The organism is Streptomyces sp. NPDC034037 (genome assembly GCF_055575715.1).
Genome location: NZ_JBVISC010000004.1, coordinates 310,768 through 324,221, shown reverse-complemented (window position 1 = coordinate 324,221; position 13,454 = coordinate 310,768). Strand labels below are relative to the sequence as shown.

Here is a 13,454-nt window from a genome sequence, read left to right as displayed (position 1 = left end):
GCGGCGGCGTACCGGAGCCCGTCAGCGCCCTCTCAGTGCTTGTCGTGCTCGCGCAGTACGGCCCGCCTCCGGTGATAGAGCGGACCCGCCGCGAAAGCCGCGTGCGCGGGTGAGGGCGCCGCCTCTTCGATCACATGCTGAGCGGCTGCCTTGACCGCCGCTCCCCACGCGAGGACGTGCTGTCGGGCGGTGCGCCCACACTGCTGCGGCTCCCCGGGCAGACACAGCGGCAACGACGGACCGAGCTGATTCGCCGCGTGCCGCAGGTAGCGCGCGATGGCGGCCCATTCTTCGTCGGTGCGGTCTGCCGCCGGGTCCGGAACGGTGTCCCCGACCCATGCGCCGTACTCGTCGCCGTGGTCGTCCATGGTTCTCCTTGATGCGGGTCAAGCAGATGCGCCGATGGTAGCGACGCCCGGCGCACTTCCCGCCTCCCTCGGGTCACAGAAACCCACCGAGGGAACGCAGGGTTGGCAGGGACCGCACATCGGGAGGAACTGCGGCGGTGTGCACGCCTGTGCTCCGGGACCGTGCACCGCCGCGATATCGGCGGCCACCGCGGCCATCTGCGAGCCGCCCCACACTTCGGCGAGCGGCGCCGCCTTGACGTTGCCAAGGCTGAGGAAGCGTCCGAGCACACAGGGCCAGACGTCACCCGTAGGGCCGATGGCGCACTTTTCATGCGCACAGTGCCCGCACAGGTCCCCGACGGTGGGGGCAGCGCCAAGACTGGCCCGTCCGAACGCGCGGGCCCTGTCTCCACCCACCGTTTCGACACCGAGCACCGTGAGGTCCCGAGCCGCTTCCTGTGCGCGCTGCCCCGCACGCACGGCGACGACTCCGCCGCGCAGGGGGATGCCGAGTTCCAGCGCTCTCACGACGTTGGCGCGTGTCTTCTTGTGCGATCCCTTGAGCTGCGTCACCTGATCGTGTTCCTGCGCGCTGTCCGAGTAGTACGACGTGGCGAGCTTGACCCCGCAGCGCTTGAAGGTGTCCCACAAGGGCTCGCGGACGTGCGTCAGGTTCGAGAACACCTCGATGCCGAGTCCACGTCCATGTGCGTGCTCGATCAACTCGGGCAGGTGGGGGTACAACGTCGGCTCGCCCCCGATGAACTGAACGTCCAACGCCTCCATGTCGGCGAGCTGGTCCAGCACGTTCACCCAGTCCTTCACGGTCATCGTGCCGTGGGTGCCCTGCGGTGACGAGTCGGCGTAACAGTGGGTGCAGATTTCGTTGCAAACCCCTGTCACCTCCAGCCATGCGAACTTGAGCAGCGTCGTGGCTGTCATGAGCGATCCCCTGTCTGTATCGGTGGGTCCTCTGGTGCGCGGCCCGGCGGGGAAGCGGCCACTTCCCCGCCGGTTTCACGGGTCGGCCGGTTGCACCACGTGCCGGGCGACCCGGATGCCCCGAGCGGCGAGGCGGATGAGCCGACCCGACGGGTGATGGTCTGCCTGCGGCTCGTCCGGCCAGGGCGGGAGTGATGTGCGCCCAACCGGTCAGGATGCGACCGTCGGCTCGCCCAGCTGATACAGCGGCAACCGCATTCCGAAAGAGAAGGCGCGCGCCGCGGCCCGAACCCGCTTCACCTGGTAGGGACACGCCACGCTGTCCAAGTCGGCAGCGGCCACCCATCGCACGCCCCACAACTCGGAACGCGCCGATTCCGGCAGCGCTACTGCGGCAGCTTCTTCCGCGGTGAGTGTTCCGCCGTCCACGACGACGTTGTATTCCTCAGCACTCATGCCGTCCTCACTCGCAGGCACCTGGTCGATCATCAGCGCGTGCGTGACGTGCCGTTTGATACCGGTCCCCTCATGCAGCGCCCGCACGGCGGCAGCGGCAACGGTCTCCCCCGAAAGCACACCGCCACCGGGGAGCTGCCACTCCTGCTCGTCGTCTGCCTGCTTGTACCGGGGCTTGACCATCAGTACGTCCCCGTATCCGTTGCGGACCAGGACCACGGCCTCGATGCGCCTGCGGGGCGGGGAAGCGGGATCAATGCCGGCATGTGCCATCTGGATTGCCTCTCTTAATGGGGGCCCCGGTACCGAGCACGGCAACCGCGGAGAGCACCGTCCACGTCCACGGCCCGGTTCCGTTCACTGGTGATCGCTCCTGCCTCTACGCAACCGTGTGAACACGCTGAGGGGTACCTTGGAAGCAGTGCCGAAGTATGAAAGCCATGAACGCCGGACTGCTTGGCAGGAGTTGAGGGCATGGCGCCACGCACACGCACGCCGAACACTGATCTGGCGCGACTGCTTGAACAGGCCAAATGGAGCCGGTCCCAGTTCGCGATCATCATCAACCGGCTGGGGGCGGAGGCCGGATTGGCGCTCCACTACGACCAGTCCGCGGTCTCCCACTGGATCAGCGGCACGGTCCCAAAGGTTCCGGTCAGGCGCGTGATCCTTGAGGCGTTCTCTCGAAAGCTGCATCGCACCGTGACGCACGCCGAGGCAGGGCTACCGGTCGCACCGTCTGACCAGGCCCCGCCGGGCATCGACACGGTGGAAGAGCTAGTCGACCTAGGGAGGGCCGACATGGACCCCACTCGTCGTGGTGTCATCGCCGCGGGCGGTCTGTTCTCAGCAGCACTGACCGTGCCCTTGTTCGCCGACGCGGCGCGAGCCGCTGAAGCTGTCCCGGTGGCTCCCGGCAAGGCCACGGTTCGGATCGGGTCAGGGCAAGTCGAGTCAGTACGCAGGATGACGGAGAAGATCGCGGATATCCTGGACGAGCTGGGAGGGGCCCACGCCCGCCCCATGGCCGCCGCCTTTCTGGTCCACACGGTGGCCCCGTGGCTCCGCGCCGAGGCTTCTGCGGCTGTCAGAAAAGATATGTACGCGGCGGCCTCTGACCTGACCTACCTGACCGGCTGGATGGCCATGTACGAGCGGGACCACCGTACCGCCCAGGAGTACTACACAAGGGCGCTGGAACTCGCCGGCTACGCGGATGATCACGTGACGTACTGCCGAACATTGCGGGGCATGAGCCTCCAGGCATCCAACCTTGGATACGGTGCACGGGCCTTGCAGCTTGCGGACTCGGCGGCAGAGGCCGCCCCGAAGGGCGGTCCTCGGCTTAGCGCCTTTCTGACGGGACAGCAAGCACATGCCACGTCCATGGTCGGCGACCACAGGCGGGCAAGGCGCTTGCTGGCGGAGACAGAGGTATCGCTGATGAAAGCCGACAACCGTCGTGAAGCCGTCGGAGGTTACGACCAGTCCGCCTATGCGTTCCACGTCTCCCATGTGCTCTACGAAGGGAAGGACCTCCCGGGCTCGATCAGCGCGTTGCAACAGGCACTGAAGGTGCAGCCGAGAAGCGAACGGCAGGGCCGGGTGCATTTCAACGCTGTGCTTGCCCAACGCCAACTGCAGTACGGGCATGTCGATGCTGCGTGCGAGTCGTGGAGAAGGTTCCTGGACGACTACGAACACATTTCCTCTGCCCGAGGGGACGAGCACTTCGAGACCATGCGGCTCCGTCTGAAGCCCTACGCGCGTACACGTGCCGTGCGGGCCATCTCCCCACGAATCGCTGCCGTAGCGCAGTTGAAGGGGTAGGAGGCCGAAGCAACGAAGCGCGGCAAAGAGGAACGGAACCGGCACCGGCAGTTGATCGTCATGCAGAGCATGCCTTCTGCTCTCATTCTCGGTTTCGACCCGCACGCAGTGCCCGGTATGGACGGGGACGCCATGCGCGCGGTCCTGGACAAGGAACTGGCCCGTTTCGGCGAACATGGTGTCGAGGTGTCGATGGCGCTGATCGCGCCGGACGGGTCAGCCGAGGCCACGGTGGTCGCGGCGCTGGCCGAACGCGACTGGGACGTCGTCGTCATCGGGGGCGGGATACGCAAGCCCGAACCTCTGCTGACGTTCTTCGAGCAGGTCGTGAACCTGGTCCGGCAGCACGCGCCGGGGGCAGCCATCGCGTTCAACGCGGGCATCGACGACAGCGTCGAGGCCGCCATGCGGTGGCTGTGAGCCCCAGCCCGCAAAGGCCCCTCGGGCAGCGAGTGGGGCGAATCGCGCGGACAAGGGGAGTTCGGGGCCGTCCGGAGTGTCGCGGTGGGCCTCAGGGTTCAGGGGCGGTCTTCGGGCGGTCGGGTGGGGGGCTCTGCCGCAGCTCCCCCTTCACCACCTTCCCGCTCGCGTTCCTCGGCAGGTGGTGGACGAACTCCACCGACCGCGGCACCTTGTAGTTCGCCATCTCCCGGCGGGAGAAGGCGATCAGGTCGTCCGCCGTCACCGTCGAGCCCGGGCGTCGCACCACGTACGCCCGGCCCACCTCGCCGAGTCTCGGGTCCGGTACGCCGATCACCGCGACGTCCGCCACGTCCGGGTGGGCGGTGAGCAGCCGCTCGATCTCGGCGGGGTAGGCGTTGAAGCCGCCGACGACGAACATGTCCTTCATGCGGTCCGTGACGCGCAGGTTGCCCCGCACGTCCAGGACGCCGATGTCCCCGGTGCGCAGCCAGCCGTCCGGGGTCACCGCGCGGGCCGTCTGCGCCGGGTCCTCGAAGTAGCCCCGCATGACGTGGTGGCCGCGCACCTGGATCTCGCCGGGGTGCCCGGGGGAGAGCGGCCGGCCCGCCGGTGACACCACCCGTACCTCCGTGTCCGGTATCGCCCGGCCCGACGTCGAGGCGATGACCTCCGGCGCGTCGTCCCCACGGCACATCGTGACGATGCCGCTCGCCTCCGAGAGCCCGTACGCGGTGAGGACCGTGCCCACCCGCAGCTCGTCGCGCAGCCGCTCGACCAGCCGGAGCGGCACGAGTGCCGCGCCCGTGACCACGAGCCGCAGCGCCGACAGGTCGTGCCGGCCGCGAGAGGGGTGGTCGAGGATCGCCTGGTGCAGGGTGGGCGGGCCCGGCAGGACGGAGACGCGCTCGGCGGTGATGTTGGCGAGGACGGCGTCGACGTCGAAGACCGGCTGGGGGATCATCGTGGCGCCCCGCGTCAGGCAGGCGATGATCCCGGCCTTGTAGCCGAAGGTGTGGAAGAAGGGGTTCACGATCAGGTAGCGGTCGCCCTCGCGCAGGCCCGCCAGTTCGCTCCACACGTCGTAACAGCGCAGCGTCTGCGCGTGGGTGATCACGACGCCTTTGGGGCGCCCGGTCGTGCCCGAGGTGAAGACGATGTCCGAAGGCGCCGCTCCGTCGATCGCCCGCGCCCGCGCGCGGACCGCCGCCGCGTCCACGCCGTCACCGCCTGCGAGGAAGTCCTCCCAGGTCCGGAAGTCCCGCGGGGCGTCGTCGGAGAGGACGACCACCTGTTCCAGGTGCGGAAGGCCCGGCAGCGGCCCGCTCCCCGGGCCCTCGGCCGCCGCGCGGCGCAGGGAGGCGACGTAGGAGGTGCCGAGGAAGGTGCCGGTGACGAAGAGGAGCCGCGCGCGGCTGCGGGCCAGGACGTAGGCGGCCTCCGCGCCCTTGAAGCGGGTGTTCACCGGGACGAGGACGGCCCCCGCCGAGACCGCGCCGAGCGCGCAGACGATCCAGTCGAGGGTGTTCGGGGCCCAGACGGCGACGCGGTCGCCGGGCTCGACGCCGCTCGCCGCGCAGGCCGCCGCCGCCCGCTCCACGCGCCGGCCCAGTTCCCCGTACGAGAGGCGGGTGCGGCCCTCCACGACCGCCTCCCGGTCGCCGTACCGCTCGGCGGCCGACCGGACGAGGCCGGGGACGGTGCCCCACCGCAGGTCGCCACGGATCGCAGGCCCCAGGTCGCCGCGCATCGCAAGCCCCTCCCACCGCACCAGCTGACTGACCGTCAGATTAGCGGTAGCCTGACGCCCTGTCAGCAGCCCGGACGCCCGCCGGGACGCCCCTCTCGCGGAGGTGCCGCCACCCATGCCTTCCCTCAAGGACGCCACGGCGATCGTCGGCATCGGCCAGACCGCGTTCGCCCGCCAACTGCCGCAGGGCGAGCGGACGTTGGCGTGCCGGGCGATCCTCGCCGCGCTCGATGACGCGGGCATCGCCCCGTCCGAGGTGGACGCCTTCGCCTCGTACACGATGGAGGAGACCGACGAGGTCGAGGTCGCCAAGGCCGTCGGGGCGGGCGACGTCACCTTCTTCAGCAAGGTCGGCTACGGCGGCGGCGGCTCCTGCGCCACCGTCGCCCACCTCGCCGCCGCGATCGCGACCGGTCAGGCGGGCGTCGGCGTCGCCTGGCGGTCCCGCAAACGCGGCAGCGGCCCCCGCCCCTGGAAGAACACGGCCGTCCAACTGCCCACGCCCGCCCAGTGGACGCGCCCCTTCGGCCTGCTCCGCCCGGCCGACGAGATCGCGATGCTGGCGCGCCGCCACATGCACGAGTACGGCACCACCCGCGACCACCTCTTCAACGTCGCCCTCGCCTGCCGCAACCGCGCCAACCAGAACCCCGCCGCGATGATGTACGACCGTCCGCTCACCCGCGACATGTATATGACCTCGCGCTGGATCAGCGAACCGCTCTGCCTCTTCGACAACTGCCTGGAGACGGACGGGGCGTTGGCGTGCGTGGTGGTCGCCGCCGAGCGGGCCCGCGACTGCCGCGCCCGGCCCGTGTACGTCCACTCCGTCGCGCAGGGCCTGCCCGCGCAGCACCACGGCATGGTCAACTACTGGACCGACGACCCGCTCTCGGGGCCCGCCTGGACGGCCGCCCGGCACCTGTGGAAGCAGGCCGACTTCGGCCCGCAGGACGTGGACGTCGCGCAGATCTACGACGCGTTCACCCCGCTCATCCCGCTCTCCCTGGAGGGGTACGGCTTCTGCGGGCGCGGCGAGGGCGGCGCGTTCACCGAGGGCGGCGCCCTGGAGAGCGGCGGCCGGCTGCCCCTGAACACGGGCGGCGGCGGCCTCAGCGAGGCCTACGTCCACGGCTTCAACCTCATCACCGAGGGCGTCAAGCAACTGCGGGGCACCTCCACCGCCCAGGTCCCGGACGCGGCCACCTGCCTGGTGACGGCCGGCGAGGGAGTCCCCACCTCGGCCCTGCTCCTGCGGGCCCCCTGAGGGGCCGACGAAGAGCGCGAGCGGCCACGACGATCCCCCTCCCGACAAAGGACGATCACATGGCAGACGCGACCACGACGACCAGCGGGCTGCTCCGCCCCGTCATGGACGACGACGGCGCCCCCTTCTGGGGCTACGCCGCCCGGGGCGAACTGCGCGTACAGCGGTGCGCCGCCCCCGCGTGCGGCGAACTCCGCTTCCCGCCCCGCCCCTGCTGCCCGCACTGCCACTCCTTCGACAGCGAGTGGCACAGGATGAGCGGCCACGGCCGCGTCTGGTCCTACGTCGTCCCGCATCCCCCGCTCCTGCCCGCCTACGCCGCGCTGGCCCCGTACAACGTGGTCCTGGTCGAGCTGGCCGACGCCCCCCGCATCCGCCTCGTCGGCAACCTCGTCTCCTCCCCCGACGCCCCGCCGAACTCCGTCGACCCGGCCCGGCTGCGGATCGGCGCGCGGGTGCAGGCGGTCTTCGCGGACGTGGACGGGGTCACGCTCCCGCGCTGGATCCTGGAGCGCCCGTGAGCGGGCCCGGCGGCGCCCTGCGCACCGCCCTCGACGAGGACACCGGCGTGGCGGTCCTCACCCTGGACCGCCCGGAGCGGCACAACGCGATCGACCTGGCGACGGCCGCCGGACTGACCGCCGCCTGGCGGCGGTTCCGCCACGACGACTCGGTGCGCGCGATCGTGGTGACCGGCGCGGGCGACCTGGCCTTCTGCACCGGTATCGACCGGGCCGCCGAGGTGCCGCAGCCCGGCTCCCCGTACATGATCGACGACCCGCTCGTCGCGATCGGCCCGAAGGCGAACGACCTCTGGAAACCGGTGATCGCCGCCGTCAACGGCATGGCGTGCGGGGGCGCGTTCTACCTGCTGGGCGAGGCGGAGTTCCTGGTCGCCGACGAGCGCGCCACGTTCTTCGACCCGCACACCGCCTACGGGATGGTCAGCGCGTACGAGACGATCCACATGGCGCAGCGCATGCCGTTCGGCGAGGTGGCGCGGATGGCGCTGCTCGGCACGGCCGAGCGGATCTCGGCGCGCAGGGCGTACGAGACGGGCCTGGTCTCGGAGCTGACGGCGCCGGGCGGCGCGCGGGAGGCGGCCGTGCGGGCCGCCGAGACCATCGCCTCCTACCCCACCGAGGCGGTGCAGGGCACGGTCCGGGCCCTGTGGACGGCGAAGGAGGCCGCCCGCTCCCAGGCGCTGGCCCACGCGCCGCACCTGATCGCCCTCGGGAACCTGCCGCCCGACCGGCAGGCGGAGCTGTTCGGGGGCCGCCGGGGCGGCGGCTTCCGGGTCCGCTAGGAAGTGCGGCGGCCGCGTGGCGGGGGTGCCGGAGGCGGCGTAGCGTCGATCTTGAGAGCCGCGTACGGAGCCACCGTGCGTGGACGACGTACGAGGAGGCCGGCATGGTCCGCAACGTCCTCGGCACGGTCCTCGCTCTCATCGGAGCGACGGCCGCCGTATGGAGCCCCTTCCGAGCCTGGTACGACGGCCGTCACGGGCGGGACTACCGCCTGGGCGAGCTGTTCTCCGGGGGCGGTGTCACCGACTCCGGGGCGCAGCTCTTCGGCTCGCTCTTCCTGCCCCTGGCCTGCGCGGCGCTGGTGACGCTGGTCGGGCTGCTGCTGCGGTCCCGGCTGCTCGTGGCGCTCGCGGGCGTCGTCGTGCTCGGTTTCGCGGTGCTGTGGATGGTCCGCCAGGGCCAGAAGGAGGGGAGCCTGTCCGTCTCCGGCGACGGCTCGGGCCTCGGCCTCGGCGTCCTCGCGGCGCTCGGCGGCGGGGTCCTGCTCCTGCTCGCGGCGGCGCTCATGGCCGGGCGCCCGCGCGTGGCGGGGCCGGCGTACGACGACACCGGCGCACCGGAGCCGCGCCGCCGCCCGGGCCGCCGTGCGCGCCCCGCCGGCCGCCACGCGCACGGGCACCGGGACGACCCCGACCGCAACCGCCCGTTCTGGGAGAAGCGCCCGCAGGACACCCCGGAGAACACCGCAGGGGACGCCCCGGGCCGTCCCCCGGAGGAACCCCGAGACCGGTGACGGCCGAGGGCCCCGGGGCCGTGACGGCCCTACGTCCGGGGTGAGGTGCCCGTCCCCCGCTCCGCGTCCAGCGCGTACACGCAGCGGTCCTTGCTGCACGCGTACACCACGCCGTCCCGCACCACGGGTGTCCCCGTGATCTCGCCGCCGGTGGCCAGCTTCCAGCGGAGCCGGCCGTCGTCGGCCTTCAGGGTGTAGAGCAGGTGGTCCGTGGAGCCGAAGTGGATGCGCCGGTCGGCGACCACGGGCGCCCCGACGACCTCGCCGCCCGCCTGGAAGCGCCACTTCGGGGTGCCGGTGACGGCGTCCAGGGTGTAGAGCCCCTTGCCGCTGCCCACGTGGACGTGGCCGTCGGCGACGAGGACGGGTTCGATGGAGGAGCGGGACTCCGTGGCGATGCGCCAGCGGTCGCGGCCGTCCGTGGCGTCCAGGGCGTACACCGTGCCGAGGTAGTCGGCGAGGTACACGCCGCCGCCCGTCACGGCGGGGCCGGGCGCGAAGGCGGGCGGGCTGAGGAAGGCGGCGGGCGCCTCGAAGTGCCAGCGGACGTGCCCGGCGGCCACGTCGACGGCCAGGACGCGGGTACCGGCGGCGACGTACACATAGCCGTCCGGGGCCTGGGTGACGCGGACCGGCACGCCGCCGCAGGATGCCGCGTCGCCCACGGGGTAGGACCAGCGCTCCTCGCCGGTACGGGCCTCCAGGGCCCGCAGCCGCGCGTCCTTCCAGACGTACACCGTCCCGTCGAAGACGGCGGGCCCGGCCTCCGGCGTCTCGAAGTCGGTCTGGGCGCCGGTGATCTCCCAGAGCTTCTCGCCGTTGGCGGCCTCCCAGGCCTGGACGCCGCCGCCCCGCGTGCCGGTGACGACCGTGCCCCGGGCGGCCTGGAGGGAGTACACCCACGCGTCGGTCGGCAGCCGCCACAGGTCGGAGCCGTCGGCGCCGTCGAGGGCGTACAGGGTGGGGCCGTCGGAGGCGTGGACGCGGCCGTCGGCGACCGCCATGGACCAGGCGACGTCCCGGGTCTTGAAGCTGCGGCGGCCCGTGCCGACGTCCAGGGCGTGCACCTCGAAGGAGGTGACGTAGACGAGGTTGCCGGCCACGGCGGGCGTGCCCCACACGTCGTTGGACATCCGGAACCGCCACGGCCGCCACGTCTTGGGACCCGTGTCGGGCGCGACCGCGGGCGGCGGCACGGCGGGCGCGGCGGGTGCGCCGGTGCCCGGCCCGCCCTGGGGCGAGGAGGAGCGCGACCAGGAGGCGGCGAGCCCGAAGTCACCGGGCACGGCGGCCGCGCGCGCGTCGGCCACCCGGGGCCCGGGGCCGATCGGCACCTTGCCGCCGGCCAGGTGCACGGGCCCCGCGTCGGGCCCGGCGGCGAACGGCGGCCGGGCCGGCGCGGGCGGCGGCTGCTGCGGGGGCGGCGGCGCGGTCACGGGGGCGCGGCCACCGCCGCTGCGGCCCGCCGTGGCCGGGACGCGGGCCGGGGGCCGGCCGCCGCGGCGCGCCTCGATGAGGGCGACGGCCCGCTCGGGCAGCCAGGCGGAGGCGGTGCCGCTGTCGTCGTTGTCGGCGCTCTCGGAGGCGAACAGGTGCGGGGCGAGCTGGGCCTGGAGGTCGGCGGGGCTCGGCCGCAGCGTCGCCTCCATCTGCATGCACGACTCGATCAGCGGGCGCAGCTCGTCGGGCAGCCCTTCGAGGTCCGGGCCTTCCCGCAGCAGCATGAAGACGGTCTCGACGGGGTTGGCGCCGTGGAAGGGGGCGTGCCCGGTGGCGGCGAAGACGAGCGTGGAGCCGAGCGAGAACACGTCGCTGGCGCCGGTGACGCTGCGGGAGTCCTTGGCCTGTTCGGGCGACATGTAGGCGGGCGTGCCCACGGCGACGTTCGTCATGGTCAGCCGCGTGTTGGAGACGCCGGACGCGATGCCGAAGTCGATGACGCGCGGCCCGTCCTCGACGACGAGGACGTTGGACGGCTTGAGGTCACGGTGGACGAGGCCCGCGCCGTGGATGGACTCCAGGGCCTCGGCCACGCCCGCCGCCAGCCAGCGCACGGCCTGGGTGGGCAGCGGACCGTGTTCATTCACTATTTCCTCGAGCGAGGGTGCGGGGACGTACGCGGTGGCCAGCCAGGGCACGGCGGCCCGCGGGTCGGCGTCCACCACCGCGGCGGTGTAGAAGCCGGACACGGCGCGGGCCGCCTCTACCTCGCGCGTGAAGCGGACGCGGAACAGCTGGTCCTCGGCGAGCTCGGTCCGTACCGTCTTGATCGCCACGCGCCGCCCCGACGCGGAACGCGCGAGATAGACCAGGCCCATGCCGCCGGCGCCCAGCCGGCCGAGGACCTCGAACGGCCCGATCCGCCTCGGATCGTGCTGCGTCAGCTGATCCACCACTTGCCCTGCCACCTCCCCGTACGCGGCCGCCGAAGAAGACAGCCCCGTGCAGCGTCTCACCACCCGAGCCGCTACGGCGGCACGCACCCCGATTCTTCCTGTCCGAGGCGGCCCTGGCGAACCCGGGGCGGGATCGGGGTGTCCCGGGGTGTCTCGGGGTTTCTCGGGGTTTTGCCGGACATGGGCCCACCCGTGCGCATGTCCGGCAGCTCAGTCCTGGAGGACGGCGAAGGTCGCCCCCTGGTTGTCCCGCAGGACCGCGGTCCGCCCGTAGGGGCTGTCGTGGGGCGGCAGCTGGACGCGTCCGCCGAGCCGGGTCACCGCCCGGGCCGTCGCGTCCGCGTCGGTGACGTCGAAGTAGAGCAGGAAGTGCGGGGGCGTCTCGGGTCTGCTGTATCCGTCGGTGGCGGGGGACATCAGGCTGCGTCCGCCGATCGCGGTGTCGGGGCCGGCCGGGGCCCCGGCGGGCGACCAGGTGCGGAAGTCGGTGCCGCCGAGGTCGAGGTCGTGGCCGCCGTAGCCGAAGACGTGCTCGTAGAAGGGGTCGACGCGCGTCCTGTCCCGCGAGTACACCTCGCACCAGCGGTACGTCCCGGGGCGTCGCCGCCTGCCGAAGCCCTGGTGGGTGCCGGCCTGCCAGAGCCCGAAGACGGCGCCCTCGGGGTCGGCGGCGAGCCCCATCGTGCCGGCGGGCCCGACGGTCATGGGCTCGGTGACCATGGAACCGCCCGCGCTCTTGATCCGCCGGGCCAGGGCGGCCACGTCGGGGGTGGCCAGATACACCGTCCACACGGTGGGCATGCGGCCGTCGGCCTTGGCCGCGAGGGCGGCGACGGGCAGCCCGTCGGCGTACGCCTGCGTGTAGTGGGCGTACCGCGGGCCCGCGCCCTCGTCGAAGGTCCATCCGAAGAGCTCACCGTAGAAGCGCTTGCCGCCCTCGACGTCCGGGAGCATCGCGTCGGCCCAGCAAGGCACGCCCTGCGCGTATCCGCCCCCTGTGTCCTGTTCTGCGTAGTCCATGCCAGCCAAGCTAACCGCCCGCCACGGCGCCCGCAGCGCATGCATTCGAACTGTCGCTCGATTCCAAAAAGGCGCGTCTCCCCCGCCCTCCCGCGCCCCAACCCCATTTGCACTCGGCCGAATCGCGCTCCGATCACCCGTCGGTAAGCTGACGGCATGACAGGACAGGTACGTACCGTCGACGGCCGCGTGGCCGGCCGGCGCGGTCAGGCGACGCGTCAAAAGCTGCTCGACTGCCTCGGCGAGATGCTCAGCTCCTCGCCCTACCGGGACGTCAAAGTCATCGACGTCGCCCGCAAGGCCGGGACTTCACCCGCGACCTTCTACCAGTACTTCCCGGACGTCGAGGGCGCCGTCCTGGAGATCGCCGAGCAAATGGCCTCGGAGGGCGCCGAGTTGACCCAGCTGCTCGACGGCCGCTCGTGGGCCGGCAAGGCGGGCTGGCAGACCTCCCAGGATCTTGTCGAGGGTTTCCTGGACTTCTGGCGCAAGAACGACGCGATCCTGCGGGTGGTCGACCTCGGTGCCGCCGAGGGCGACAAGCGCTTCTACAAGCTCCGCATGAAGATCCTCAACTCGGTCAACAACTCCCTCGCGGACACCGTCAAGGAGCTGCAGGCCAAGGGCAAGGTCGACAAGGACATCAGCCCGGCGGCCATGGCGGGCTCCCTGGTCGCGATGCTCGCGGCGGTCGCCTCGCACCAGCGCGGCTTCCAGACGTGGGGCGTCAAGCAGAACGAACTGAAGCCGAATCTGGCCATGTTGGTACATTTGGGCGTCACCGGCAAGAAGCCGACGAAGTGACCGGCGCGGCGGCCGGGCGGCTCCGCCCCTACATCGCCCGTTAGGGCACCCATCCACCCAAGTCCTGTCAACCCGACGGCGGATCACCCCGGTGGTCCGCCGTCGCGGTGTCCGTACCCGCCCCCCGCCAGGAATATTTGCGATCGTCATCGGCTGAAGGCGTCGTTCGTGTGTTAGAA

Annotated in this window: 13 protein-coding genes; 7 read left to right on the top strand and 6 right to left on the bottom strand. The window is 71.9% G+C overall.

From position 1 onward, the window contains the following. Positions 1-32: 32 nt before the first annotated feature. From ACZ516_RS16710 to ACZ516_RS16700, 3 genes are all read right to left on the bottom strand, one after another. On the bottom strand, positions 33-368 hold the full coding sequence (locus tag ACZ516_RS16710; RefSeq protein ID WP_469010760.1) for a hypothetical protein: 336 nt from the start codon (positions 366-368) through the stop codon (positions 33-35). Positions 369-386: 18 nt separating this feature from the next. Then, positions 387-1,292, bottom strand: coding sequence for a radical SAM/SPASM domain-containing protein (locus ACZ516_RS16705; protein ID WP_469010758.1), 906 nt, complete (start codon positions 1,290-1,292; stop codon positions 387-389). A gap of 210 nt (positions 1,293-1,502) precedes the next feature. Further along, positions 1,503-2,021 (bottom strand): NUDIX domain-containing protein, encoded by a 519-nt coding sequence (locus ACZ516_RS16700; protein ID WP_469010757.1) that lies wholly within the window; start codon positions 2,019-2,021, stop codon positions 1,503-1,505. A 201-nt stretch (positions 2,022-2,222) separates the two neighbouring features. Between ACZ516_RS16700 and ACZ516_RS16695 the strand changes: the two genes are divergently transcribed. Further along, positions 2,223-3,578: a tetratricopeptide repeat protein gene (locus ACZ516_RS16695; RefSeq protein ID WP_469010756.1), complete on the top strand. Its 1,356-nt coding sequence runs from the start codon at positions 2,223-2,225 to the stop codon at positions 3,576-3,578. 69 nt (positions 3,579-3,647) lie between these two features. Then, positions 3,648-3,998, top strand: coding sequence for a hypothetical protein (locus tag ACZ516_RS16690; RefSeq protein WP_358580431.1), 351 nt, complete (start codon positions 3,648-3,650; stop codon positions 3,996-3,998). Positions 3,999-4,089: 91 nt separating this feature from the next. Here the strand turns inward: ACZ516_RS16690 and ACZ516_RS16685 are convergent, their stop codons facing one another. Further along, complete coding sequence (locus tag ACZ516_RS16685) at positions 4,090-5,748, bottom strand: FadD3 family acyl-CoA ligase (protein ID WP_469010755.1); 1,659 nt, start codon at positions 5,746-5,748, stop codon at positions 4,090-4,092. A 115-nt stretch (positions 5,749-5,863) separates the two neighbouring features. Here ACZ516_RS16685 and ACZ516_RS16680 point away from each other — a divergent pair, with 115 nt between their 5' ends. The 4 genes from ACZ516_RS16680 (at position 5,864) to ACZ516_RS16665 (ending at position 9,055) form a co-directional block, all read left to right on the top strand. Next, positions 5,864-7,015 carry a lipid-transfer protein gene (locus tag ACZ516_RS16680; RefSeq protein WP_469010754.1) on the top strand — a complete coding sequence of 384 codons (1,152 nt, stop codon included), beginning with the start codon at positions 5,864-5,866 and terminating at the stop codon, positions 7,013-7,015. A gap of 59 nt (positions 7,016-7,074) precedes the next feature. After that, positions 7,075-7,536 (top strand): Zn-ribbon domain-containing OB-fold protein, encoded by a 462-nt coding sequence (locus tag ACZ516_RS16675; protein ID WP_361078090.1) that lies wholly within the window; start codon positions 7,075-7,077, stop codon positions 7,534-7,536. After that, positions 7,533-8,321, top strand: coding sequence for an enoyl-CoA hydratase/isomerase family protein (locus ACZ516_RS16670; protein WP_361078094.1), 789 nt, complete (start codon positions 7,533-7,535; stop codon positions 8,319-8,321). Before ACZ516_RS16675 ends, ACZ516_RS16670 begins: the two co-directional genes overlap by 4 nt. Before the next feature lie 104 nt (positions 8,322-8,425). Beyond that, the gene (locus tag ACZ516_RS16665) at positions 8,426-9,055 is read left to right on the top strand and encodes a hypothetical protein (protein WP_469010752.1); all 630 of its coding nucleotides are present in this window, start codon (positions 8,426-8,428) and stop codon (positions 9,053-9,055) included. A 29-nt stretch (positions 9,056-9,084) separates the two neighbouring features. Here ACZ516_RS16665 and afsK read toward each other — a convergent pair whose 3' ends face one another. Further along, positions 9,085-11,451: a protein serine/threonine kinase AfsK gene (gene afsK, locus ACZ516_RS16660; RefSeq protein ID WP_358580339.1), complete on the bottom strand. Its 2,367-nt coding sequence runs from the start codon at positions 11,449-11,451 to the stop codon at positions 9,085-9,087. A 210-nt stretch (positions 11,452-11,661) separates the two neighbouring features. Then, positions 11,662-12,471, bottom strand: a complete 810-nt coding sequence (gene kbpA / locus ACZ516_RS16655; RefSeq protein WP_469010751.1) for an AfsK-binding protein KbpA — start codon at positions 12,469-12,471, stop codon at positions 11,662-11,664. A gap of 156 nt (positions 12,472-12,627) precedes the next feature. Here kbpA and ACZ516_RS16650 point away from each other — a divergent pair, with 156 nt between their 5' ends. After that, positions 12,628-13,275, top strand: coding sequence for a TetR family transcriptional regulator (locus tag ACZ516_RS16650; RefSeq protein WP_358580343.1), 648 nt, complete (start codon positions 12,628-12,630; stop codon positions 13,273-13,275). The last annotated feature ends 179 nt before the right edge of the window (positions 13,276-13,454 follow it).